General features: G+C 64.8%; 23 protein-coding genes. 12 read left to right on the top strand and 11 right to left on the bottom strand.

What is annotated here, in order from left to right:
- Positions 1 to 14: 14 nt before the first annotated feature.
- The 9 genes from V6N07_RS01660 (at position 15) to V6N07_RS01620 (ending at position 8,441) form a co-directional block, all read left to right on the top strand.
- Positions 15 to 392: a MerR family DNA-binding transcriptional regulator gene (locus tag V6N07_RS01660; RefSeq protein ID WP_371153541.1), complete on the top strand. Its 378-nt coding sequence runs from the start codon at positions 15 to 17 to the stop codon at positions 390 to 392.
- Positions 393 to 645: 253 nt separating this feature from the next.
- Complete coding sequence (locus V6N07_RS01655) at positions 646 to 1,041, top strand: MerR family DNA-binding transcriptional regulator (protein ID WP_371153540.1); 396 nt, start codon at positions 646 to 648, stop codon at positions 1,039 to 1,041.
- Positions 1,042 to 1,110: 69 nt separating this feature from the next.
- Positions 1,111 to 2,886 (top strand): acyl-CoA dehydrogenase C-terminal domain-containing protein, encoded by a 1,776-nt coding sequence (locus V6N07_RS01650; protein ID WP_371153539.1) that lies wholly within the window; start codon positions 1,111 to 1,113, stop codon positions 2,884 to 2,886.
- Between the two features lie 57 nt (positions 2,887 to 2,943).
- Positions 2,944 to 3,171, top strand: coding sequence for a hypothetical protein (locus V6N07_RS01645; RefSeq protein WP_371153538.1), 228 nt, complete (start codon positions 2,944 to 2,946; stop codon positions 3,169 to 3,171).
- A 185-nt stretch (positions 3,172 to 3,356) separates the two neighbouring features.
- Positions 3,357 to 3,992 (top strand): glutathione S-transferase family protein, encoded by a 636-nt coding sequence (locus V6N07_RS01640; RefSeq protein WP_371153537.1) that lies wholly within the window; start codon positions 3,357 to 3,359, stop codon positions 3,990 to 3,992.
- 10 nt (positions 3,993 to 4,002) lie between these two features.
- Positions 4,003 to 5,214 carry an acetyl-CoA C-acetyltransferase gene (locus V6N07_RS01635; RefSeq protein ID WP_371153536.1) on the top strand — a complete coding sequence of 404 codons (1,212 nt, stop codon included), beginning with the start codon at positions 4,003 to 4,005 and terminating at the stop codon, positions 5,212 to 5,214.
- A 4-nt stretch (positions 5,215 to 5,218) separates the two neighbouring features.
- Positions 5,219 to 5,668 (top strand): hypothetical protein, encoded by a 450-nt coding sequence (locus tag V6N07_RS01630; protein WP_371153535.1) that lies wholly within the window; start codon positions 5,219 to 5,221, stop codon positions 5,666 to 5,668.
- Positions 5,668 to 7,857 carry a 3-hydroxyacyl-CoA dehydrogenase NAD-binding domain-containing protein gene (locus tag V6N07_RS01625; protein WP_371153534.1) on the top strand — a complete coding sequence of 730 codons (2,190 nt, stop codon included), beginning with the start codon at positions 5,668 to 5,670 and terminating at the stop codon, positions 7,855 to 7,857. The genes V6N07_RS01630 and V6N07_RS01625 overlap by 1 nt, the downstream gene beginning before the upstream one ends.
- A 221-nt stretch (positions 7,858 to 8,078) precedes the next feature.
- Entirely contained in the window at positions 8,079 to 8,441 is a 363-nt protein-coding gene (locus V6N07_RS01620) for a hypothetical protein (protein WP_371153533.1), read from the top strand.
- On the opposite strand, the gene V6N07_RS01615 is transcribed toward V6N07_RS01620, so the two are convergent.
- Positions 8,435 to 9,067 carry a Type II secretory pathway, pullulanase PulA gene (locus tag V6N07_RS01615; RefSeq protein ID WP_371153532.1) on the bottom strand — a complete coding sequence of 211 codons (633 nt, stop codon included), beginning with the start codon at positions 9,065 to 9,067 and terminating at the stop codon, positions 8,435 to 8,437. The two genes, V6N07_RS01620 and V6N07_RS01615, sit on opposite strands and share 7 nt — an antisense overlap.
- A complete protein-coding gene (locus V6N07_RS01610) occupies positions 9,064 to 9,963 on the bottom strand; it encodes a DMT family transporter (protein ID WP_371153530.1) in 900 nt (299 codons plus the stop codon). Before V6N07_RS01610 ends, V6N07_RS01615 begins: the two co-directional genes overlap by 4 nt.
- Before the next feature lie 76 nt (positions 9,964 to 10,039).
- On the opposite strand from V6N07_RS01610, the gene V6N07_RS01605 reads away from it, so the two are divergent.
- Together V6N07_RS01605 and V6N07_RS01600 are read left to right on the top strand one after the other, a co-directional pair.
- Positions 10,040 to 11,686: an AMP-binding protein gene (locus V6N07_RS01605; protein WP_371153529.1), complete on the top strand. Its 1,647-nt coding sequence runs from the start codon at positions 10,040 to 10,042 to the stop codon at positions 11,684 to 11,686.
- Positions 11,683 to 12,672 carry a hypothetical protein gene (locus V6N07_RS01600; RefSeq protein WP_371153527.1) on the top strand — a complete coding sequence of 330 codons (990 nt, stop codon included), beginning with the start codon at positions 11,683 to 11,685 and terminating at the stop codon, positions 12,670 to 12,672. Before V6N07_RS01605 ends, V6N07_RS01600 begins: the two co-directional genes overlap by 4 nt.
- Positions 12,673 to 12,693: 21 nt before the next feature.
- Here V6N07_RS01600 and V6N07_RS01595 read toward each other — a convergent pair whose 3' ends face one another.
- On the bottom strand, positions 12,694 to 14,955 hold the full coding sequence (locus V6N07_RS01595; protein ID WP_371153526.1) for a glycosyltransferase family 2 protein: 2,262 nt from the start codon (positions 14,953 to 14,955) through the stop codon (positions 12,694 to 12,696).
- Complete coding sequence (locus V6N07_RS01590) at positions 14,952 to 16,010, bottom strand: glycosyltransferase family 2 protein (RefSeq protein ID WP_371153524.1); 1,059 nt, start codon at positions 16,008 to 16,010, stop codon at positions 14,952 to 14,954. The genes V6N07_RS01595 and V6N07_RS01590 overlap by 4 nt, the downstream gene beginning before the upstream one ends.
- A 189-nt stretch (positions 16,011 to 16,199) precedes the next feature.
- Between V6N07_RS01590 and V6N07_RS01585 the strand changes: the two genes are divergently transcribed.
- Positions 16,200 to 17,174, top strand: a complete 975-nt coding sequence (locus tag V6N07_RS01585; RefSeq protein WP_371153522.1) for a phosphoadenosine phosphosulfate reductase — start codon at positions 16,200 to 16,202, stop codon at positions 17,172 to 17,174.
- Positions 17,175 to 17,189: 15 nt separating this feature from the next.
- On the opposite strand, the gene V6N07_RS01580 is transcribed toward V6N07_RS01585, so the two are convergent.
- The 7 genes from V6N07_RS01580 to V6N07_RS01550 form a co-directional block, all read right to left on the bottom strand.
- Complete coding sequence (locus V6N07_RS01580; protein ID WP_371153520.1) at positions 17,190 to 17,630, bottom strand: hypothetical protein; 441 nt, start codon at positions 17,628 to 17,630, stop codon at positions 17,190 to 17,192.
- A 29-nt stretch (positions 17,631 to 17,659) separates the two neighbouring features.
- The gene (locus tag V6N07_RS01575; RefSeq protein WP_371153519.1) at positions 17,660 to 19,438 is read right to left on the bottom strand and encodes an SLC13 family permease; all 1,779 of its coding nucleotides are present in this window, start codon (positions 19,436 to 19,438) and stop codon (positions 17,660 to 17,662) included.
- A 118-nt stretch (positions 19,439 to 19,556) separates the two neighbouring features.
- Positions 19,557 to 20,369, bottom strand: a complete 813-nt coding sequence (locus tag V6N07_RS01570) for a YmdB family metallophosphoesterase (protein WP_371153517.1) — start codon at positions 20,367 to 20,369, stop codon at positions 19,557 to 19,559.
- Between the two features lie 105 nt (positions 20,370 to 20,474).
- Complete coding sequence (locus V6N07_RS01565; protein ID WP_371153516.1) at positions 20,475 to 21,638, bottom strand: carbohydrate ABC transporter permease; 1,164 nt, start codon at positions 21,636 to 21,638, stop codon at positions 20,475 to 20,477.
- A 48-nt stretch (positions 21,639 to 21,686) separates the two neighbouring features.
- The gene (locus tag V6N07_RS01560; RefSeq protein WP_371153515.1) at positions 21,687 to 22,706 is read right to left on the bottom strand and encodes a carbohydrate ABC transporter permease; all 1,020 of its coding nucleotides are present in this window, start codon (positions 22,704 to 22,706) and stop codon (positions 21,687 to 21,689) included.
- A gap of 222 nt (positions 22,707 to 22,928) precedes the next feature.
- A complete protein-coding gene (locus tag V6N07_RS01555; RefSeq protein ID WP_371153514.1) occupies positions 22,929 to 23,300 on the bottom strand; it encodes an STAS/SEC14 domain-containing protein in 372 nt (123 codons plus the stop codon).
- 120 nt (positions 23,301 to 23,420) lie between these two features.
- On the bottom strand, positions 23,421 to 24,641 hold the full coding sequence (locus V6N07_RS01550) for an ABC transporter substrate-binding protein (protein ID WP_371153512.1): 1,221 nt from the start codon (positions 24,639 to 24,641) through the stop codon (positions 23,421 to 23,423).
- Positions 24,642 to 24,698: the final 57 nt, after the last annotated feature.

The raw sequence follows: 24,698 nt of genomic DNA, 5'->3' as shown, positions 1-24,698 counted from the left end.
GGAGGACGATGCCGATGACGGATACGCTCGACTTTAAACAGATGTGTGCAAAGTTCGAGGTCACGCCTCGGACGCTGCGGCATTATGAATACATCGAACTTCTGGCGCCTCGGCGGGATGGCCGGGCCCGTCTGTATGGCCCCCGCGACGTGGCGCGCATGACGCTGATCCTGCGGGGGCGGAAGTTCGGTTTTTCCCTCGAGGAAATCCGTCAATGGCTCGAACTCTACGATGCCGACCCCGAGGGGCGCGTCCAGAAGGAGCGCTGGATCGAGCTGGCCGACCGGCAATTGGCCGAACTGGCCGAACGCCAGCGCCACATAAAGGAAGCCATCGATGAACTGGCCTCCCTGCGCGACAACGTGCGCAATGATCTGAACACCGGAACCTGAATGCAAAGCGTCTTCGCACAGGTACCCGCGCCTTTGCGAACGCATGTGAATGCATGTCAAATATCTATACGCTGAGGGGCCGCCGGATGATACTTTCGTGCGCCGATCCCGATTGACGCGACGGGAAGTTACGTCAACGAGAAAGTGACGTGACGTCGAACTTACGTCAACGTAATCCTTTCTTGTATTGCCTGCCTCAGGTTTGCATTTCGGCCGAGCGCCAGAATGAAACGAACCTGAGGAAGACATAAGGATGTCAGATGTTTTGATGACGATCCGGCAAATGTGCGACGAGTTCGAGGTGACCCCTCGGACACTGCGCTTTTACGAAGCGAAGGAGCTGCTGTTCCCGCATCGCGAAGGCCAGAAACGTCTGTTCACACGCCGCGACCGGGCGCGCCTGAAACTGATCCTGCGCGGGAAACGCTTCGGCTTCTCGCTCGAGGAAATTCGCCAACTCCTTGATCTCTATGATCTTGGTGATGGTCAGTTCACACAGCTTGCCCGGACGTTCGAGATCGGTCGTGACCGGTTGGCCGAAATGGTCCGCCAGCGCGACGACCTGAATACGGCCATTGCCGACCTGGAGGAACAGCTGCGGTGGGGCGAGAAGATGCTCGCCCAGATGCAACCCCGAAAGGCCGGCTGACGAAATTGCGGGGGGAAGGAGAAGCCCCCCATACGATCAATCGCCCGCGCGATCCCAGGAGGAGACGACATGCCAAGCTACACCGCCCCCACCAAAGACATGCAGTTCGTTCTGCACGATGTGCTGCGCGCATCCGAGCAGGACATTCCCGGCTATGACGAGATGGATCGCGATTTCACCGGCGCGGTTCTGGAAGAGGCGGGAAAGCTGGCGTCCGAGGTTCTGCACCCGCTGAACGCCGTGGGCGACACCGAGGGATGTGTGCTGGAAAACGGCGTCGTGCGCACCCCGACCGGTTTCAAGGCGGCGTTCGATCAGGTCCGCGAAGGTGGCTGGACGGCGCTGGACTGCGATCCGGAATACGGCGGCCAGGGCCTGCCCTATCTGATGCAGACCGGCGTGGGCGAGATCCTGTCGTCGGCCAACATGGCCTTCAACATGTATCAGGGCCTGACCCACGGTGCCTATTCCGCGATCCACGTGCATGGCACCGACGCGCAAAAGGCCAAGTGGCTGCCCAAGATGGTGACCTGTGAATGGACGGGCACCATGAACCTGACGGAGCCGCATTGCGGCACCGACCTCGGCCTGATGCGCACCAAGGCGGAGCCGCAGGACGACGGCAGCTACAAGATCACCGGACAGAAAATCTTCATCTCTGCCGGCGATCACGACATGGCAGACAACATCGTCCACCTCGTGCTGGCCAAGATTGCCGGCGGGCCCGAGGGGATCAAGGGCGTCTCGCTGTTCATCGTGCCGAAGATCATGGTCGACGACGAGGGTAACCTCGGCGCCCGCAACGGCGTGTCGGTCGGCAAGATCGAAGAAAAGATGGGCATCCACGGCAACTCCACCTGCGTCATGAACTACGACGAGGCGACCGGCTATCTGCTGGGTGCGGAGCACAAGGGCATGCGCGCCATGTTCACCATGATGAACGAGGCACGTCTGGGCGTGGGTCTTCAGGGATATGCGCAGGCCGAAATCGCGTATCAGAACGCCCTCGCCTATGCGTTGGACCGCCTGCAGGGGCGCGACGTCACCGGCGTCAAGAACCCCGAAGGCCCGGCCGATCCCCTAATCGTGCACCCCGATATCCGCCGCAACCTGATGGATCAGAAGTCCTTCGTCGAAGGCGCGCGGGCCTTCACGTTCTGGGGGGCGCAGATGATCGACCGCGCCCACCGCAACGAGGACAAGGACGCCGACGGCCTGATCTCCCTGCTGACGCCCGTCATCAAGGGGTTCCTGACCGACAAGGGATTCGAGTACGCCACGGCGGCGCAGCAGGTCTATGGCGGCCACGGCTACATCGAGGAATGGGGCATGTCCCAGTTCGCGCGCGACGCCCGGATCGCCATGATCTACGAAGGGGCCAACGGCGTTCAGGCGCTGGACCTCGTCGGTCGCAAGCTGGCGCAGGACGGCGGCAAGCACGTCATGGCATTCTTCGAGATGGTCAAGGCGTTCTGCAAGGACAACGCCGAGGATGAAGCGATGAAGGGGTTCATCGAACCGCTGAAGGCCGCATCCAAGGATCTGCAGGCCGCGGGCATGTATTTCATGCAGAACGGCATGAAGTCCCCGAATGCGGCGCTGTCCGGGTCGTATGACTTCATGCACATGATGGGTCACGTCTGTCTTGGCCTGATGTGGGCGCGGATGGCAAAGGCCGCCATGGGCAAGCTGGAAGAGAACGGCGCCGACCGCGACTTCCTCGAGGCGAAGATCGCGACCGGTCGCTACTACATGGCGCGGCAGTTGCCCGCCACGTCGATGCACCTGTCGCGGATCCAGACCGGCCCGGAAACTGTCATGGCCCTCAAGGCCAGCGCGTTCTAAGCATCTGGCGCGGTTCGTCCGCGCCAGACCTGCCATTCGAACAGGACAGAGGCCGCAATGCCCAGACCCCAACGCCTGACCCGACGTTTTCCAGCGCAGATGTCCGAAGCCGGTTATCGTCGGCTTCGCAAGTTCGCGGAAGAGTCCGGTCTCGACGAAGGTGAGGCGCTGTCGTTCCTGTTCGAGAACCTCGACAGCGTGATGCATCGGGAAAACCTGCCGCATCGGCTGAACCTGCATCGGCAGATGCTGGAACGCCGCGCGCAGAAGGATGTTCCGGGTTGATCCCCCGGTGCATCCGGCAGGACGGCCGGGCTGCTGGGGCCGTAGTGATGCGGTGACTGGTGTCGCCACGGGCGCCGCAGGGGCGGGATCATCCCGGCCGCAGAACATTTCGGAAGGAACGGGGGCAAAGATCCCCGACCGCCGTCGAACATGGGAAGATCCACACGTCAGGGAGGGCGCGTGACATGACCATTCAACTGCACTGCTTCGGCGAGAGCGGGAACAGCTACAAGGCCGCCCTCGCGCTGGAATTGTCCGGCCTCGCGTGGGAGCCGGTGTTCCTTGATTTCTTCGGCGGTCAGGCACGCACCCCCGAATGGCGCGCCATCAATGGCATGGGCGAGGCCCCGCTTCTGGTCGACGGGGACTTCACGCTCAGCCAGTCGGGCGCGATCCAGCAGTGGATCAGCGACCGTACCGGCCTGTTCGGCGGACAGGGGGATGCGCGGTACGAAGTGCTGCGCTGGACCCTGTGGGACAATCACAAGCTGAGCAGTCAGGCCGGCATGACCCGGTTCCTGATGAACTTCCTGCCCGAAGACAAACGCCCCGCCGAGGTGATCGCCTTCAACAAGGGCCGTCTTGCCAATGCCTATGCCACGCTCGACGCGCATCTGGCGGGCCGTGACTGGATCGTGGGGGACGGGCTGACCAACGCCGACATGAGCTGTTGCAGCTATCTCTACTATCCCGAACCTTTCGGCTTCGTCCGCGCGGACTGGCCAAATATCGACGCCTGGCTGGACCGCATCAGCGCCCTGCCCGGCTGGAAACACCCCTATGACCTGATGCCCGGACGTCCGTCCGATCGTGGCCTGTAAGGAGACCCCGATGACCGAAGCCTATATCTACGACGCCATCCGCACCCCCCGCGGCAAGGGCCGCAAGGACGGCGCCCTGCACGAAGTCACCGCCGCGCGCCTGTCGGCGCAGGTGCTGGACGGTCTTGCCGATCGCAACGGCCTGCATGGGCACGCGGTCGAGGATGTAATCTGGGGCAACGCGACCCAGGTCGCCGAACAGGGTGGCTGTCTCGCGCGGACCGCCGTGCTCGGCTCCTCCCTCGACGAACGCATCCCCGGCCTGTCAATCAACCGCTTCTGCGCAAGCGGGATGGAGGCCGTGAACCTTGCCGCGAACCAGGTGCGTGGTGGCGCCGGTGAAGGATACATCGCAGGTGGCGTGGAATGCATGAGCCGCGTGCCGATGGGCAGCGACGGTGCCGCCGTGGCCGTCGACCCGTCGATCGCGATGGACAGCTATTTCGTGCCGCAGGGTATCAGCGCGGATATCATCGCGACCGAATACGGGTTCAGCCGCGATGACGTCGATGCCTATGCCGCTGAAAGCCAGCGCCGTGCGAAAGCCGCGTGGGACGATCGCCGCTTCGACCGCTCGATCCTGCCGGTGCGGGATATCAACGGTCTGACCATTCTCGACCACGACGAATACATGCGGCCACAGACCGATATGCAGAGCCTCGGTGGTCTGAACCCCGCGTTTCAGGCGATGGGAGAGGTGATGCCCGGTTTCGACAAGATCGCCCTGATGAAATACCCGCACCTTGCGGCCATCAACCACGTTCACACCGCAGGCAACTCTTCGGGTATCGTGGATGGGGCCGCCGGCGTCCTGATCGGCAGCAAGGCCTTCGGCGAGGCCTGGGGCCTGACCCCGCGCGCCCGCATCCGCGCCACGGCCAAGATCGGGACCGACCCGACCATCATGCTGACCGGCCCGGTTCCGGTCACCGAGAAGATCCTTGCCGACAACGGCATGTCCATTTCGGACATCGACCTGTTCGAGGTGAACGAGGCGTTCTCGTCGGTCGTGCTGCGCTTCATGCAGGCGTTCGATGTCGACCACGGCAAGCTGAACGTGAATGGCGGCGCCATCGCGATGGGGCACCCGCTCGGCGCATCCGGCGCGATCATCATCGGAACCCTGCTCGACGAGATGGAGCGCGCCGACCGCGAAGTCGGTCTTGCGACGCTCTGCGTGGCCTCCGGCATGGGTGCCGCCACGATCATCGAAAGGGTCTGAGCGGATGGCAGACGCGAAACCGATCTATCAGGCGTTTCTGGACGAGACATCGGAATTGATGTGGAACCAGGACTACGCCACCTACGCGACGCGGATGCAGTATCCCTACCGGATGCGGACTGCGGCCAAGGACACGTTCAACGAGGTGCCCGAGGATTCCGTCGCCTGCAGCCGCGCGTTCCGCGAGAACCTGACGGCGATGGGGGCACAGGCCTTTCACAGGATCTGCATTCAGGCCGAGTTCGAGACCAGCAACCGTATCCACGGCGTGCATACCACCTATATCCTGCGCGGCGCGACGGAGCTTCTGCCCCCGTTCCGCACGCATCTGACGCTGCACTTTGTCGACGGCATCTGGCTTGGCGGGGATGTCGTCGCCGAGATCCGGAATGCCGACATCAGCATCAATGCGGCACCCGTATCCAATGTAACTTCGATCAAGAGGGCTATGTGATGTCCGATTTCACTCTGACGAAAGACGCCGACGGCGTTGCGACGATCACCTGGGACGTTGTCGGCAAATCGATGAACGTGCTCAGCCTCGAAGGTTGGGACGATCTGGACGCCTGCGTCACCGACGCCCTGGCCGACGATGCCGTCAAGGGCATCGTCATCACGTCGGGCAAGGACACCTTCGCCGGCGGCATGGACCTGAACGTCATTGCCAAGATGAAGGCGATGTCCGGCGACGACCCGGCACAGGGCCTGATGGACGGGTTGATGAAGTCGCACGGCATTCTGCGACGCATCGAACGCGCCGGCATGGACCCCAAGACCAACAAGGGCGGCAAGCCGGTGGCCTGCGTCCTGCCGGGTACCGCACTGGGCATCGGGTTCGAGATTCCACTGGCCTGTCACCGCATCTTTGCCGCCGACAATCCGAAGGCCAAGATTGGCCTGCCCGAGATCATGGTCGGCATCTTCCCCGGCATGGGCGGCACGACGCGGCTGGTGCGCAAGCTGGGCGCGATGACCGCGTCGCCCTTCCTGCTGGAGGGCAAGCTGTCGGACCCTGCAAGGGCCAAGGCCGCCGGTCTGGTGGATGAAGTCAGTGCCGACCCGATGGCCGACGCCCGCGCCTGGGTCCTGTCGGCGACGGATGCCGACATCCTGAAACCCTGGGACGCGAAGGGCTACAAGATGCCCGGCGGCGCGCCATACCATCCGGCCGGTTTCATGACCTTCGTCGGTGCGTCGGCGATGGTGAACGGCAAGACCCAAGGCGTCTATCCGGCGGCCAAGGCCCTGTTGTCGGCCGTCTACGAGGGCGCGCTGGTGCCTTTCGACACGGCGCTGAAGATCGAGGCGCGGTGGTTCACCCACGTCCTGATGAACCCTTCGTCCGAGGCGATGATCCGGTCGCTCTTCATCAACAAGGAAGCGCTTGAAAAGGGTGCCAACCGTCCGGATGTGGCCGATGAAAAGGTCGCACGCGTCGGCGTCATCGGTGCGGGCATGATGGGGGCGGGCATTGCCTATGTCTCCGCGAACGCGGGTATCGAGGTCGTCCTGATCGACCGGGATCAGGCCGCCGCCGACAAGGGCAAGTCCTATTCCGAGGGCATCCTCGACAAGGGGATGAAGCGCAAGAAGGTGACCGAGGCGAAGAAGGCCGAAGTGCTGGGCCGCATCACCGCGACGACCGATCTGCAAGGCCTCAAGGACTGCGACCTGATCGTCGAGGCGGTGTTCGAGGATGTCGGCGTCAAGGCCGAGATGACCAAGGCCGTCGAGGCGGTCGTGGGCGAGGATGCGATCTTTGCCACCAACACCTCGACCCTGCCCATCACCGAACTGGCCAAGGCCAGCGCGCGACCGGATCAGTTCATCGGCATCCACTTCTTCAGCCCCGTGGACAAGATGATGCTGGTCGAGATCATCAAGGGTCAGCAGACCGGCGACCGGGCGGTTGCCAAGGCGCTCGACTACGTGCGCCAGATCCGCAAGACGCCCATCGTGGTGAACGACGCGCGCTTCTTCTACGCCAACCGTTGCATCATCCCCTACATCAACGAAGGCATCCGCATGGTCGCCGAGGGGGTGAACCCGACCCTGATCGAGAATGCCGCCAAACTTCTGGGCATGCCGCTGGGGCCGCTGCAACTGGTGGACGAAACCTCCATCGATCTGGGCGTCAAGATCGCCAAGGCGACCCGCGCCGCGATGGGCGATGCCTATCCGGACGGTGCCGTCGACGAGGTGCTGTTCGCCTTTGCCGACGCGGGACGGCTGGGCCGCAAGAACGGCGCGGGCTTCTACGACTACGACGCGGCGGGCAAGCGCCAGGGCCTGTGGTCCGAGCTGTCCACTCGTTATCCGCATGCCGAGGCACAGCCCGATCTGCACGAGGTTCAGAACCGGATGATCTTTGCCCAGGTTCTGGAGGCAGTCCGCGCGTTGGAGGAAGGCGTGCTCGAGGATATCCGCGAAGGCGATGTCGGCGCGATCCTCGGCTGGGGCTTCATGCCCTGGTCCGGCGGGCCCTTCAGCTGGCTGGACATCGTCGGCGCCGATTGGGCCGTCGAAACCTGCGATCGGCTGAGCGAGGCACATGGCGCCCGGTTCGCCACCCCGGCCCTGCTGCGGCAGATGGCCGAAGATGGACAGACGTTCTACGGCGAAACGGCACGGGCGGCCGCCTGAGGTCTGCGGACGCAATCATGATCGGCGCGGGGGCAAGCCTTCGCGCCGACCATGGCCATCCGTGTCGATGACCAACCGGCCCCGAACTTTGGCGAAGGAACACGGAGCCGCCCAAGGGTGCCCCGATCGTTTCCCAAAACGGTCCGCAGTGTTTCACCATCCTGCCCGAAACGGGGCGCAGGATGGCCCGTGCAGCCCCCCTACCGACTGGGACATGGGAAATGAAACGACTGACCCTACTTACCATCGCGTTCGTGATGATGTCGGGCGCCGCCTCGGCGCTCGACTTTACGCGGATCGCCAGCGAACATTCCTTTCGCAACTTCATCGCGGATCGCACCCTTGTGGACGATTTTGGCGGAACGCTCGTCTTTGCGGGCAACGGCGGGATCGCCGGGCGCAAGGACCGGTCCACCGTGACGGGGGGCTGGGTCTGGAACAACGGCGCGCTGTGCCACCGCACCCGTCTTGACGGGATCACCGTCGAGACGGATTGCAAACACCTGTATCTGCGCGGAAATACCGTCGTGATGCAGCAGAAGCGTGGTCTGTCGACCGAAGAGATCTGGACCTTGCGTCAGTAGGCATAGCCGAATTGCGCGATATCCTGCGCGCAGAGGTCCGCAACCATGTCACGCGTTTCAGCGTCGTAATAGCTGCGCCAATCCATGATCCGGTCCGAAACATTCGTCACCGGCAGGGACAGCGAAAAGCCCAGCAGCGCCTCGAACGGGGCAAGATCCTGTTCCAACGCCTCCAGCCGGATGAAGATCGGCTCCGCTCCGCCGGCGACGTAGGACGCATAGGGATTGCGGCGCAGCCCGGTCGCCACGTCAACATCGGACAGGAACCCCCTCAGATCATGGGATTTCGCCGCGACCGCAGCGGGGTGATCAAATGTCTGGACACGCAGCCAGTGATAATAGCTGACCATGCGATCCCACGGATTGCGCACGAGGGTCACGGGTCGCAGGGTCGACAGAACCCCTGCCGGCAGCAGCCCCGCGATATCCGACAGTTTCGAATGCTTCCACAGACGGCCCGCCACCTGCGCGCCTTTCAGGCGTCCCCGTCGCCGCACCGCCTTGGGCGTGTCACCGATCAGGATATCGTCGGCCTTGGCCCGCGCCTCCAACGCCAGCGACATAGCGGTGCCCGCCGTCTTGGGAATGTGGACGAAGACATAGCCGCGACCGGGCGAGACGATCATGTGGCGGCCCCCCGTTCCCCGCGCAGGGCGATCATGCTGCCCGCAGCCGCGATCAGGCCAAGCCCCAGCACGCCCAGCGGCCCCATGGTATCCCCCCAGACAAGCCAGCCAAAGAAGGCCGAGAACCCGAGGACGGAATATTCGAAGATCGACACCAGCGATGCCTCGGCGAGTTGATAGCCGCGCGTCAGCAAAAGCACGGCAAGCAGGGACCCGACCGCCTGCAGCGCGCAGAGCGCCCAGACCTGCGGTGTCGGCCAGACCCAGCCGCGCGTCAGGAACCCCGCCCCCTCCACCCCCAGCAGGGATGTCACCGCCACCCCGCCAAGGCCCCAGACCGCCATCGCGGTGAAGATGCCCATCGACAGGACGATGGCACCCTCGTCCCCGCACCATTCCCGCGTGGCAATCGCACCGACGGCGTAGAAGGCCCCCGCCACGACCGGCAGGAACAACAGCGGAGAAATCGCGGAGGCATCCGGCGACAGCACCATGACCGCCCCGCCGAAGCCGACCGCAACGGCAGCAATCCGCACCGGTCCGATCCGCAGGCCGAAGAACGCCACCGAAAAGATCAGGATCCAGATCGGCGCGGTGAACAGCCCGGCGGCCACCTGTGCGACAGGCAGAAACCCGAGCGCGCCGAAATAGATGATCATGGCCGCCGAGATGATGGCGGACCGCCCGATCACCCCCCGCCAGTTGACCACCCGCAACCTTCGCCGCGTCACGAACAGCCAGCACAGCACAAGCGCCCAGATCATCGCGCCGCGCACGATATGAAAGGTCCACAGGCTGGATTGCCGGGCGATGACCTGAACGAACTGGTCGATGAACCCGATGACGGCCATGCCCGTCAGGATGACACCCGCTGCGGCGAGGGGATTGTTCTGCATAACTCTTGTCCTCGCCCGGTGGGTCGCTGCACTATCGCGGGCTGCAGGAGCATTCGCAATACGGGGAGGGTATCGCATGGGCTGGCTGAAGGACGAGGCGGGACTGGACAAATGCGCCGCAAACCACGTGGCGCTGACCCCCCTGTCACACCTGAATCGTGCGGCGCAGGTCTGGCCGAACCGCGCGGCACTGATCTATGGCGACGACCGCTGGACCTATGCACAGTATCGCGACCGTGTGACCCGGCAGGCCGCGATGCTCGTGTCGCTTGGCGTGGCGCCCGGCGACGTCGTGGCGACCCTGTTGCCGAACGTGCCCGCGCAGGTCGAGGCCAGCTTTGGCGTCCCCGCCTGCGGCGCGGTCCTGAACACGATAAACACCCGGCTCGACGTGGATACGGTGGCCTATATCCTCGACCACGGCGGCGCGAAGGTCGTTCTGGCCGACAGCCAGTTCATCCCCCTGGCCGAAAAGGCCGCCGCGATGCTGGATACGCCCCCGACCCTGATCGAGGTGCCGGACCCGGTGGCCGGATACCCGGCCAGCGGGCGGCACCCTGTCTATGACGACCTGTTGCAGGCGGCGGACCCCGACCATCGCTGGCACATGCCCGAGGACGAGTGGGAAAGTATCGCGCTGAACTATACCTCGGGCACGACGGGGCGGCCAAAGGGGGTCGTCTATCATCACCGGGGCGCCTACCTCATGACGATGGGCACCGTCGTCAGCTGGCGCCTGACGCTCTATCCCCGTCTGCTGACGATCGTGCCGCTGTTCCACTGCAACGGGTGGTGCCATTCCTGGATGATGCCGCTTGTCGGTGGAACGGTGGTGTGCTGCCGCGACATATCGGCGGCGGCCATCTTCGATGCGCTGGCGGACGAGGGCGTCACGCATTTCGGGGGGGCGCCGATCGTTCTGAACATGCTGGTCAATGCCACCGAACGGCGCGCCTTCGACCAGACGGTCGAGGTCTTTACCGCAGGCGCGCCTCCGCCTGCCGCGACGTTGGCCAAGATGGCGGCGCTTGGCTTCAACGTCACGCATGTCTATGGCCTGACCGAAACATACGGGCATGTGTCCGAAAATATCTGGCAACCCGGAGAATGGGATACGTTGGATGAGGCGGCGAAATCGGCATTGCGGGCGCGGCAGGGCGTCGCCTTTCCGATGATGGAGGGATTGGACGTGTTTTCCGACACGCTGGCGCCCGTGCCCGCCGATGCCACCACGCAAGGAGAGATCGCGATGCGCGGCAACGCGGTGATGAAAGGCTACTACAAGAACCCCGAGGCCACGGCCGAGGCGTTTCGCGGCGGCTGGTTCCGGTCAGGCGACATCGCCGTCAAACACCCTGACGGATACGTGCAGATCGCCGACCGGGCCAAGGACATCATCATATCGGGCGGCGAGAACGTCAGCTCGGTCGAGGTTGAGGGCGTCCTGATGCATCACGATGCGGTCGACCTGTGCGCCGTGGTGGCCCGCCCGGACGAGACATGGGGCGAGGTGCCTTGCGCCTTCGTAGAGTTGAAGCCGGGCGCCGATGTGACCGAGGCCGAACTGATAGCGCATGTTCGTGCCAGGCTGGCCGGGTTCAAGACGCCGAAGTCCGTCGTGTTCGGTGAGTTGCCCAAGACATCGACAGGCAAGATCCAGAAATTCGTCCTGCGGGATCGCGCGAAGGCGATGGACGGCGATACCGGTGAGAGCACGCATTGACAGCAATCGATGGCATTGAACGGCTTGAGACAACCGGACTGTGGCGCCCCGAGGCGGGCGCACAGCGGCAGGAAGTCTATGTTTCGATCGGGGAAGCCGAACTGGTGGTGCAGGACCGCAGTGGCAGCGCCCTGTCCCATTGGTCCCTGCCCGCGCTGATACGCCTGAACCCCGGACGCGACCCGGCGCGCTATGCCCCCGCGCGCCGCGCCGACGAGGAGTTGGAGATCACCGAACCGGAGATGGTCGCGGCCCTCGACCGGGTGGTCGACGCCGTGGCCCGCGGTCGACAGCGCCCGGGCCGCCTGCGCCGGATCCTGACGGGTCTGACGGTCGGCGGGGGACTTGGCCTTCTGCTCATGTGGTTGCCCGACGCGTTGCGCGATCAGGCGGCGGGGATCCTGCCCCAATCGCAGCAACAGGACATCGGCAACCGCATGCTGTCGGAACTCACGCTGCTGACGGGGCCGCCGTGCCGCACCGTTACAGGGGACGAGGCGTTGGAGACGCTGCGGTCGCGCGTCCTGCCGACGACGCCGGCGCGTCTTGCCGTCCTGCGCGACCTGCCCCAGCCCGCGCTCGCCCTGCCGGGCGGGGTGCTTGTGCTGTCGGACACGCCGCTGGTCACGCAGGACGATCCCGATGTCGTGGCCGGGCACCTGCTTGCCGCCGCCGTGACCGCCGCGGACGCGCCGCCCCTCGTGTCCTTCCTGCGCAGCCTGACCACGGTCGACCTGATCCGGCTGATGGTGGCAGGTGACGTCACCGACGAAGAAATCACGAGCTATGTCGAGGGGATCCTTCTGGATGCACCGGCGCTTTTGCCGGCGGAAAACCTGCGAACCGCATTCGCCGCGTCCGGCATCGCCTGGACCCCCTATGCGGAGGCGACCGGCCAGCCGGTCGGGACGGTGACGCCCTCGGACATGGTGCCCGCGTTGAACGATACCCTGTGGTTGACCCTGCGCGAAATCTGCAATGGCTGAGGCCGCGGATGGCGCCCGTGCCTAGTGCGAGGCGTCGTCCACGTCCTCGACGGTAAAGAAGAAGTCCTTTGGCGGGGTGCTGCCTGCGATGTCGTCGGGCACGCAGTCGGGCCCCGCCAGAAAGACATTCGCCCCGAAATGCGCGTGCATCCGGCTCAGGCGTTTCATCCGGTCCGAGGTGATGCTGTCGTAGAACGCCGCGAAGGCCCGTGCCTGTTTCAGTTCGGCTATCTTGGCACGGTGCGCGGCGACGCAGGCGTCATGCTGCGCGGCCACCCCCGGCAAAGCCGTCAGGCGGTCCCGTTCCGCCCCGGTGGCGACGGCGCGACGCTGGATGGAGGTGTCGATCTCGGCGTTGTTGTTCATCCGGAACCAGTAGCCAAGCCCCTGATCCCGATCGACGTGGTTAACCCGGCCCCGGTCGCGCTTGACCAGGAAACTCTCGGCGTCGCGCACCGCGTAGTGGTTCAGCGTGACGAGGTCATAGCCGTAGGTCTCGGTCGTCGATCGCCAGCCGCTGCGCAGCATCTCGTTCGGCATGGGGCGACCGGAGCCGTTGACCCACGAAATCTGTTCCCACAGGTCGGGCTTCAGGCCCTTCGGGCGATGCACGCCCATCTTCTTGTAGAGGCCGATGTTGCGGAACAGCGTCTTGAATCCCCAGGCCTGATGCGGCTTGCGGATCAGATGCGGGGCGCAACGCGAAAAGCGTTCCGTCACCGGCTGATCCGCGAACTGGTCCAGATCGTCGTTTCCGAACAGGCGCCACGTGACCGAGATCATGTTGGCATCGCCCACCGCGGCATAGAGATCGCGCAGCGTCCCCTCACCCGCATGGATGTTCAGGTATTCGTCCACGTCCATGCAGATGGCCCACCCGGCCCGCGCCATGATCGCCTCGTCCTCGGCGGCGGCAAGGGCGGCGTGCTGGGGTTTCATGTCGGTCTGTCGGAACGGGTTTTCGCGGTGTTGCAGGACACCGGCATCCTGCAACAGGTCCAGCAGGGTATCCGTGCCATCCGTGCAATCGTTCGTGTAGACGAGGAAGTCGTCGACCCCGATGGCCCGATGATGGGCAATCCAGTCGAGGATATAGGGGCCTTCGTTGCGCATGCAGGTCACGATGGCCGTGCGCCCCGGAACACTGGCAGGCAGCTTCCCGCCCGCCCCTTCGCTGATCGGGGGCAGCACCGGGTTGTGCGCGAACACGCCCTTGGACAACCGCAGCAGATCATCGTCGAGGATGAGCCCCGCCTTCGGAGCAAGCGGCAGGTCGCCGCCTTCGGTCACGCGCAGGGCCATGGCGCGATAGAAATAGACCGCGTGCCGTGGTTCGGGTTGCAGGTTGCCGATGCGGACCATTCGGAACGGCGCATCCGCAGGGATCCGGGACGGCGCGCAGGCCCACCGGCGATGCCCGCCCGCCTCGTCGAACAGGTCGCAGACATGGTCACCGAACGCCGGCTGCTGTCCCTTGCGCACACGCCATGGATAGACGCGCCGCCCGATCAGAGGGATGACGCCCGCGTCTGCCTGTTCCAGCTTGTCGAACACGCGGTGTCCCGACGCCGCCGGGGCCAGCATGTCGCACAGGTCCAGCCACACGACGCCCCGTGCCAATGTCAGGAAGCGCCAGCGTAGTGCCTCCAGCACGATCAGATCGGCCAATGGCGCGGTCCACGGATCGTTCGCGGGCACCTCCATCCGGTCCTTGCCGGGGCTGTCCGGTGCGCCATAGACGTGCCGTTCCGACGGTTTGCGCGCGCCCAGTGGATGCGGCGCGGAAACGACCACCACCCGTTGCAGGCCCGCGACCCCACGGTCCAGCAAGCGGCGCAGCGCGGGTGCCAGCGGGGCCTCGTCCGGGCGCCGGCGATCGAGGATTAAGGCGGCCTCCATACCGTGGTGCCGCGCGTGATGCGTCAGCCATGCGGCGACCGTTTCGGGCGTTTCGCCATTCCGGGTCGCCATGGCCACGTTGAGGCGTGCGAACAGCTCCGGCTCCGGCTGTACGGCGACTACTGCATCTTGCGCACCGTCAAGCGGAACGGGAACGGAATCGCCCCGACCGTCCCAGATGCCCCGCACCATCAGCGACTTGCCGACCGACGTGATGGACACGGGCCTGAGACCGCTGCGCGCCACGATCCGGTCCGGCGCGACACCCCGCCCCAGAAACAGGCGCACATCGCGCGTTCCGTCCTCGCGCGCCCCTTCGTCCAGAACATCAAGAATACGGACACCCTCGACGGTATCGGCACCGAGGCTTCGCTCTTCGATCATGTCGCGTCCCGTCCGGCCAGTTGGGCCTGTCTCAAGAGTGCGCGCCCCAGCCGGGGGTCCGGCGCGATGGACCCGCCTGCAAGGACCAGGCGACCGCACAGGTGCGCGCCCTCGGCCGACGCGAGAACGGTCTCCAACTGCGTTGCATGCCAGTCGCGGGCGCGCGCCTCGGCTGTCGCGACGCCGGGCAGAGCGCGCAGATCGGCCAATGTCGCGTGCAGTTCGGGCAGTTGGGGCGCGATCATGTCACAAGGCACCTGGTTGAAGTTCCGTTCGATCCAATAGGTCAGGTCGATTGCCTTGTCGGTCCGGTTCGGCAATCCGCGCAACCGTTTGGCCAGAAATTCATGGATCGACCGGGTCGAGTAGTGGTTCAACTGCACCAGCCCGCCCGACACCTGACGCGGGGGATGCAGGATACGGGCGGGGCTCTCTGCCAGATCCGTGCTCAGGGCGCCGGTGCAATCGGCAAAGGCCGGAGGCGCCGATTGCGCGGGTCGGTGCACGCCGAAACCGGTGAACGGGCCATCCCGGTGGAACAGGGTCTTGAAGAACGAGCCGAGCGCCGGGAACACCATGTCCACCGGGGCGCAGCGGCTGAACCGCTCGGGCGTGATGCCCTGCCCCGGTGTCAGACGCCCATCGCAACCGAACAGGCGCCAAGGCAGTGCGATCGCCTGCGCCGCCCCGCAGTTCGCGATCAGTTCTGCCAACGTGCGGGGGCCATTCAGGGCGATGAATTCGTCGACATCAAGATGCAGCAGCCAGTCGAACCCGTCCAACGCAGGATGATCCCACGCCTGTCGCAATGCACGCCACTGCGGCGTCGGCCCGGCCAACCCGCGCACCGTTCCCTGCGGCACATGCACGACCCCGGCGGGGCTCAGTGCGTCGAGAACGGCCTCCGTCCCGTCGGTGCAATCGTTGCTGAAGGCGAGGATGCGCGACACGCCCAGCCCGCGCAGATGGGCGACCCATTCGGTGATGAAGGGCCCCTCGTCCCGCAGACAGGTCACGACGGCAACGCGGGGCGCGCCTCTTGATTGGTCTGACATCAACGCCCCGTCCCCGCGTCCGAAATATAGGTTAACAATCGGCGGCCTGTCGCCTGATTGACAGCCAACCGGGCGCGAATGCCCGCTGACGTCACGCAATTAATCCGGAATCGGGGCGATTTTATGCCAGATGGTCAGGGGATTCGGCTGTATCGTGGGGGCGACGCCACTGCCCGCCAAGGATCGCCCATGTCACAGCCCGAGACATCGACAAATTCCGCCCAGACCGCCCTGCGTCATGCCGCGGGCGAAGCGGGATGGCTGCGTGATCTTGGAACGGCCCATCAGGCGTTGTTCCGCCCGCTGGGTGCGACCCTTCTGGTGGAATTCGACACGGCGGCGGGCGTTACCGCGCGCAAGAACCACCTGCCATGGTCGACCGGTCTTGCGGGCAAACGCGATTGGTCCACCCTGACCGTCTTGTCCAAGGGACGCACATGGTTTCGCGCCCCCGAGGTGATCGCGTTTTTCGACGATCTGACGGATGAAGGTTTCTTCGACGATTTCGACAGCGTGATCTTCGCCGGTGCGGGCGTGGGCGGCTATGCGGCTGCGGCCTTCAGCCTTGCGGCGCCGGGCGCGACCGTCTTTCTGGTGACACCCTACGCGACGCTCGACCCGGACATCACCCCTTGGGAACGGCGCTTCCGGCGGGACCGGGCGATCGCTTTCGGCCCGCGCTACGGCTATGCGCCGGACATGTTGCAGGGCGCAGGCCGCGTGTTCGTCATCAGCGATCCGACCGAAATCCGCGATTCGATGCATGCGAGCTTGTTTCGCGGCCCCCATATCACGCATCTACGCGCGCCCCACGGCGGCGGTCGCCTTGCCGCGCGGTTGGAAGCGATGGGAATTCTCGACCGCCTCGTCGCGGGGGCGGAAAGCGGCGCGCTTACCCCGCTTCGGTGGGCGCAGCTGTGGCGCGCGCGGCACCGTGATCCGGTCTGGCAGGCCAATGTGCTGCGCAAGCTGGATGGAATGAACCGCCCGTGGCTTCAAGCGATCTTCGCGGGCTCGGTGCTGGATGCGACCGGGTCGCCCGCGGCCAGCCGCCGCCTGAATGACGCACTTGCCGCGTTGGCGGGCGCAGGTCGCAGCGCCCCCGCCGGTCGCAGCCCCGCCCCCCCGAAGGAGCGGGATCGCCTGCTTCTGGCAGGCGAATAACGCGGGGCGACGGGCCTAGCCCGCGGGCTGTTCCTCGAACCGGACGTTCGGGCCGAGGGGCGATACGAACAGTCGGCGTTGACCGCTGACGTCGGTGACGAACACCTCGGCCCGCGGACCCGGCTGCCCATCAGGGCCCTGCGGCACGCCGGTCGGATCCTCGATCACGAAACGCGCGCTGCTGCCGCCCCGAACGAAGGTCACCGTGTATGGCAGTTGATACCCGCAATCCGCCGTCACGCCGGACCAGCCGCCCGGAACCCCTTCGGGGCGCTGCGACACGCAACGGGCACCATCGCTAAGCCGGATGGTCAGCCGGCTGGGCGCGGCCACGACGCTAACGATGCGGGCCTCACCCGACGGGGTGCCGTCGGGCGTGGCCGAGACACTCTCGTCGATGACAGGCACACATGCGGCTGCCAACAGGGGCAAGGACAAAAGGAAAGCTGGGCGCATCGGGCACCTCCGAATTTTCTGCTGATCGGCTAGAGCGGCCAGATCACGGGAATCAGGGCCGCCGAAACGCAGGCGACAAGAACGTTCATGCCGATACCCACTTTAGCAAAGTCCGTAAACCGATAGCCGCCCGGACCATAGACCAGCATGTTGGTCTGGTATCCGATCGGTGTGGAAAAGGCACAACTGGCCCCGACCATCACCGCGACGACCAACCCACGCGGATCGACACCAAGGGATTGGCCAAGGGCGATGGCCACGGGGGTGACGACCACGGCTACCGCATTGTTCGACACGACCTCGGTCAGGGTGGAGGTCAGCAAAAACACCGCAAGGACCAGACCCCAGGGCGGCAGATCGGCCAACAGGGGGGCAATCGCGGTCACGATCATCTCGACCGCGCCCGATGATTCCAGCGCGGCACCAACCGCCAGCATGGCAAAGATCATGGCCAGAAGACGCCCGTCGATGAAGGCAAACGCCTCGTCCGCATCGACGCTGCGCGTCAGCAGAACGGCAACCGCACCGATGATCGCCAAGGCAAAGATCGGGGCCATCCCCATGGCCGACAGGATGACGATGCCCGCCACGGCGGCGACGGGTATCCATATCTGTTCACGACGATAGGCGCGTTCGGTCGGCTGGTTCACCTCGACAAGGTTCATGTCCTGGGCAAGGCGGCTGATGTCCTCGGGCGCGCCCTCCAGCAACAGGGTGTCGCCGACGCGCAGGACGACCTCGTCCAGCTGACCGGAAATGTTGCGGTCCCGCCTGTGCAGGGCAAGCGGATAGACCCCATAGCGCCGCCGCAGGCGCAGCGCGCCCAACCTGCGACCCACAAGCCGCGCATCCGGGGTGATCAGAACCTCGACCGTCGTCGTCTCGACGGCGCCGACCTGGTCCAGTCGCTTGAGGGACTTGTTGCGCTGCAAGGTCAGCAGTTCGGCCATCTCGGTCCGCAGAACGACGCGATCCCCGACCTCCAGCGTGACATCCGACAGGTTCCGCCGCAGCGACGCGTCACCGCGCACCACGTCGATCAGCCTGACGCCCTCTCGCTGGAACAGCTGAACGTCCAGCGCCTCGCGCCCGATCAGGTTCGATTCGGCCGGAATGACCGCTTCGGCAAAGAACTTGGCCCCCTTGCGATTGGACAGCATCGCCGCCATCGACGTCCGCTCGGGCAGAAGGTGCCGGCCGAAGAAATAGAGATACAGCAGGCCGGCAATCGCCACCGGAATGGCGAGGGGCGAGACCTCGAAGATGGTGAATGGCTCCAACCCGCGGGTACGGGCAACGCCGTCGACCAGCAGGTTCGTCGATGTGCCGATCAGGGTGATGGTCCCCCCGAGGATCGAAGCATAGCTGAGCGGGATCAGCAGCTTGGACGGGGCAAGCTTCATCGAACTCGCGAGTTTCACGAAGACCGGAATCATCACCACGACGACCGGCGTGTTCGCCACGAACCCCGAGGCGATCAGGACGAACCCCATCAACATCGCGATGGCCATTCGGGGTTGCGTGGCGGCACGCCCTTCGGCAAAGCGGGTGAACCAGTCCAGTGCACCGGTCCGCACCAGCCCCCCCATCAGCAGGAACATCGCCGCGATGGTCCATGGTGCCGGGTTGGACAGGACCGCGACACCCATGTCGTAAGGCAGGATCCCGATGATCAGCAGGAATGTCGCGCCCGCCATGGCCACGACCTCTGTCGGATAGGTTTCGCGTACGAACAGGACCAGCATGACGGCAAGCGTGGCGATGGTGATCCACGCCTGCGCCGCCTGCGGCAGGTCGATCCACGTCATCGCGCGCCCACCTGCACCGGGTGAACCGCCGATGACCTCGGACCGGGCGAGCGGACCGGCCGGCGCATGCATAGCCACGCGGTCAACGATCGCATGGCCCCGTCACACCGGTCCTGCTTCACGTCGGACCCGATTGCGACAAACGACCCCCGACCCGGACCTGCGCGACCTGCGTCGCAAGGCCGGTCGCATCGTCCGTTTCGACGAACAAACCACAAAGCGTCGCCTCCTGCGCGGCGGGTTCGAACCTGTCCTTGGTCATGCCGGTGACGAACCGGCGCAGCGGTTCGGTCTTTTCCATGCCGATCACGGAAACATAATCGCCGCACATGCCGGCGTCCGTCTGATACGCCGTTCCGCCGGGCAGGATCGTCGCATCGGCGGTCGGCACATGGGTGTGCGTGCCCACCACCACGCTGGCCCGCCCGTCGCAGAAATGGCCCATGGCCATCTTCTCCGAGGTCGCCTCGCAATGCATGTCGATCAGGATCGCCTGCACCGACCGCCCGAGGGGGTGGGCCTTGAGGATCGTGTCGATGGGGTGAAACGGGTCGTCGTACTGACGCGACATGAACACACGTCCAAGGACCTGCGCGACCAGCAGTTTGCGTCCGCCGATGTCGAAGATACGCGCACCGGCCCCAGGTGCCGTCTTGGCATAGTTGATCGGCCGCAGGATCCGCGCGTCGGCCTGAATCGCCTGCATCATGTCCTTCTGATCGAAGGCATGATCGCCGAGCGTCACGACGTCGGCACCGGCCTCGAACAGCGCCTTGGCCTGCCCCGCGTTCAGCCCCCTGCCGGAGGAGGCGTTCTCTCCGTTGACGATGACGGCATCCAGTTGCCAGTCGGTCCGCAGGCCGGGCAAACGATCAGTGATGGCGGAACGGCCGGCGCGACCCATGACATCGCCGAGAAACAGAATACGCATTCCACCCGCTTACGCCCCCTGCCCGCCCCTGAAAAGAGGTTTCACCGCAGGATCGCCCCCGGGCGGAACCTCGTGCGCCGGAAAAAGGCCCCGCCTCGCAGGGTCTTACCCTTTGACGGCCCCGGCGGTCAGGCCCGATACGATCTGCCGCTGGAATATCATCACCAGCAGGAACAGCGGCGCGGTGATGCTGACCGCCGCGGCCACGGCCTCGACCTGATCCGTCGTCGTCGTCTCGCGGTTGAAATAGCCCGCGATCGCCGGAACCATCGTCTGGTTCGACGCATCGAGGAGCAGGGATGTCACGAGGAAATCGTTGTAGGCCAGCAGAAAGCTGAACAGCCCCGTGGTGATGACCCCCGGCCACATGACAGGCATGATCACCCAACGAAACGCCTGAAAATGCGTGCATCCGTCGACCCGCGCGCTTTCGTCCAGATCGACCGGGATGTTCTGGAAGAACGACCGCAGCATCCAGATCGTGAAGGGCTGGTTGATCGACACGAGTACCGCGATCACCGCCAGCGGCTGACCATAGAGGGTGGGCGCGTTTTCCCCGAGGATCGGAGACAGGATCTCGGCCGAGTTGATGAACACGGGCAGGTATCCGGCGACCAGCACCGAATGCGGCAGGGCCCGGAAGATCAGCGCGATGATCAGGATCCAGAACGCGAAGGTGGAGCCGGAGCGCGCAAGCCCGTAGCCCGCCAGCGTTCCGACCGTCAGGGACACCGAAACGACACCGACGGTGACGATCATGGAGTTCCTGAAGTTCTCGTAGAAGGCATTCTCGACCCAGACCGCCTGATAATGCTGTGTCGTCAGGCCAAGCACCGGTTTGCCCAAGGGGCCGAGCAACGCCTCGAGCGGGGCGGCCACCACGGGCAGGACGAAGAAGAACCCGATCACGAACAGCACGCCGAAGCCGACGGCGATCACCGCCCAGCTGAAGATGCGCTGCGCCGTCCCCTCGCCCGACGCCATCGGCATCAACCAGCGCGTCGCCGCCTTGATCCCCCCCCAGGCCAGCGCGATCGCCAGCACGATATCGACGACGGACACGCCATTGCCGTCCGACAGGGTGCGCGGACCGATCAGGACGTCCCAGGCCGAGGACGAGAACGCGTCGACCGGCGATTTGAACGACATCGTCAGAACCCAGAACAGCGGGAAGGCGGCAAGCAGGAGCCAAGCCAGCAGAAACGCGTTCGATGCGATCTTCAGGGACAAAGGCTGGCGCATCGCGCGCGGGATGGAGGCGTCCGACATCGGCTCAGGTCCTTTGATCTGCGGGCACGGGGGCAAGGGGCATCGTGATCACGCCCCCCTGTGGTCGCGCCATGTCCGGCGCAGCGGGGCGGCCAGTAGCACCACGACCCCGATCATCGTCAGCATTGCCGAGGCGCTGGCCGACGACACCGCCCGGTTGCCCGCATCGTCCGGTGTCAGGTAATCGTAGGTCAAGTATTGCAGCGTGATGCGATAGCTTTCGGACGAGAAGCCGATCACCTCCTCGAAGGCGCGGTAGGCGTCCATCAGGTGGATCAGCGTGATGAAGACGATAAGCGGCATCAGGTGCGGGATGACCACATAGCGCAACCGTTCCCAGCGCGAGGCCCCGTCGATCACCGCCGATTCCAGCGTGTCCTGGTTCACCGTCTGAAGGCCCGCGTAGAAGATGACGAAGGCAAAGGGTGCCACGTGCCAGACACGGTAGAACATCATCAGGAACTCGATCGCCACACCGTTCGCCGCGATGCTGAGGTCGGTGTCGAACAGCGCCTCGAGCCAGACGGTCACGATGCCGTCGCCATAGAACAGCCACCGGATCGACAGCGCCCCGATGACCGGCGTGATGATGAACGGCAGGAGCGAGATGAAGATGACCGGGCCCTTCACGGCCTTTGTCGCATTGTTCACGACCACCGCAATGGCAAGGCCGACCCCGAGGACGAAGGGCAACGTGATGAGGGTGAAGGTCAGGGTGAAGCGCAGGGCCTTCCAGAAATCGATCTGAAGAATTGCGCCGATGTCGAAAGACGGCAGCGCATTCAGGAAACGCTCCCCGCCCAGCACATTGGCGTAGGACGCGAAGCCGACCCATTCCGTCGTGGTGATCATCTTGCCCGCGTCATCCAGAACCGGGATCGTCTTGACCTCGGTCACGCAGGTCTGAGCCAGAAACCCGGCCGAACAGGTCTCGACCTCCTGCGTGGTGAAGACGGGCTGCGTCACCTGAAACGAGTTGAGGAACACCGTCACGAGGGGGAAGGCGATGAACAGCAGCATCAGAAAGACCGATGGCCCCACGAACATCGCGAATGTCTTGAACTTCATCGCCAACCCCCAAGCCCGCGTCCCAGTGAGGCAAGCGTTGCATACGTAGTCATCGCCTGTCACCCGGTTTGTGCGACGCGCCCCGGAAGGTCGACGAAATAGACCCGCGGCGTTACCCGGTCTGCCCTATCATGCGGCAACCTGACCGGATTCGACCCGGCCCCCGTTTCCCGCATGGCAAACGCCGTTACGGGCGCATCCCTGTCCTGTCGATGTCGGAGCTCAGCCTGTTCTGGCCAACCAGGCCTCGGCATCGTCGATGTCGTCGGTGTCGAATGCCCTGATCTTCAGGCCGGGCAGAACCGCCCCCTCGATCTGCGCGGCGGTGCGCAACCACATCGCATCGGAGATGACGGCACATCGAGAGAACCGTCCGAGCAGGCCGAACAATTGCGGCAGCCGCTGCATCTCGACCACGAGGGCCGAGAAATCCGGCATGGCAAAATCGGAAATACGGTAAAGCATCGCCCCACCGGACATCCCCTCGCTCTGCGACAGCAGGGCATCCAGACCGGCGCGCATTTTTTCCGCGTCGATCTTGCCCGCGATCGTGATGTCGACGCGGGATGGCCCCTTCTTGGTAATCTCGAACATGTCTGGTCCTTTCCGATGCGGGCTGAACGTGCAGCACGGTAGCACCTTTCGCCCGTCCACCAAAGAAAAGGACCGCCCCCCCGCAAGGGAGGCGGCCCGTCGATGGCCGTGCGGGTGGGCTTATTCCAGCAAACCGGCTTCGCGGGCTGCGGCCGTATAGGCCTCTTCCACGGCGGCGAGCGCCTCTTCCGCGGTCGCGTCACCGGTGAAGAACGCAGGCAGTTCATTGCCCAGCGCGGTGTGCATCAGGCCCATCTGGCTGGTCGAAGGATAGCTTGGTGGCGCGGGTTGCGCGGTGGCCGTGGCGATGGCGCCGCTGGCCATTGCCGAGGGCTGGTAACCCTCGACCAGCCAGATCGCATCGTCGTTGTTCGCGCTCACCATCTCGGAATCGAGACCTTCCATCGCGACGCGGAAAGCCGCCTCGGCGGTGGCGTCATCGATGTTCTTGGCGATGACGATACCGTCCCACCAAAGCGTCGTGGCGGGCGACCCGCCGTCCATCGCCGTGGGTGCCGCGGCGGACCCGACTAGGCCGACGACCTGGCTTTCAGCCTCGTCATCCATGGCCCCCCCGCGCGAAGCCCAGAGGTTCGCCATCGCGATCTTGCCCTGCTGGAACTGCTGCTGGACGTAGGTGGAATCGGACACGAGGTATTCGGGGTCCATGAATTCCGTCAGCCCCGACATCATCACGAGGGCCTGGCGCCCTGCTTCGGTGTTCACGTTCGGCGTGCTGTCGTCGTTGTAGAAGGTGCCGCCGAAGCCGACGAACATGTTGTTGAAGTCCTGCGCGAGGTTCCAGCCGGACTTCATGGTCGCGCCCAGCGGATAATCGACGACGCCCGCTTCCTGGATCGTGGCCGCAACGGCCAGCAATTCGGAATAGGTCTTGGGAACCTCCAGCCCCAGATCCTCGAAGATGTCGGTCCGGTACATCAGGTGCTGGGTGTTCACCATCATCGCCACGGCCATCACCTGACCATCGATCTGGATCAGCTGGTTCGGCGTCAGGTTCTGACCATACTTGGCGACCAGATCGTCCAGCGGTCGGATCGTCCCCTCGTTCAGCAGGGGCGTGATCGTGCCGTTCGACACACCGCCCAGCGCATAGAGCGAGGGATCAGCGGCGAAGGCCGCGGGCTGCTTCGTCCGAAACTCCTGATCCAGCTCGGCCTGCACCATGCCGCATTCGGCCATGGCATCGGTCACGGCCTTCCAGGCCTCGAACCCGGCCGAAAGGGACTTCACCTCGACCTCGTTCTCGAACGCGCAGGCCGCCATCGCGGTCGACCCCATCATCGCAATCACCCCGGCAAGGGCCAGTTTCTTCATAAGCATCGTGAACTCCCTGTTCGTGATCATGTAGCGGCGCCGGATTGTTCCCGGTCATCCGAT

The organism is Jannaschia sp. 2305UL9-9 (genome assembly GCF_041403465.1).
Classification (GTDB): Bacteria; Pseudomonadota; Alphaproteobacteria; order Rhodobacterales; family Rhodobacteraceae; genus Jannaschia.
Note: the sequence above shows the minus strand (reverse complement) of the source record. Positions and strands in the feature narration are given on the sequence as shown.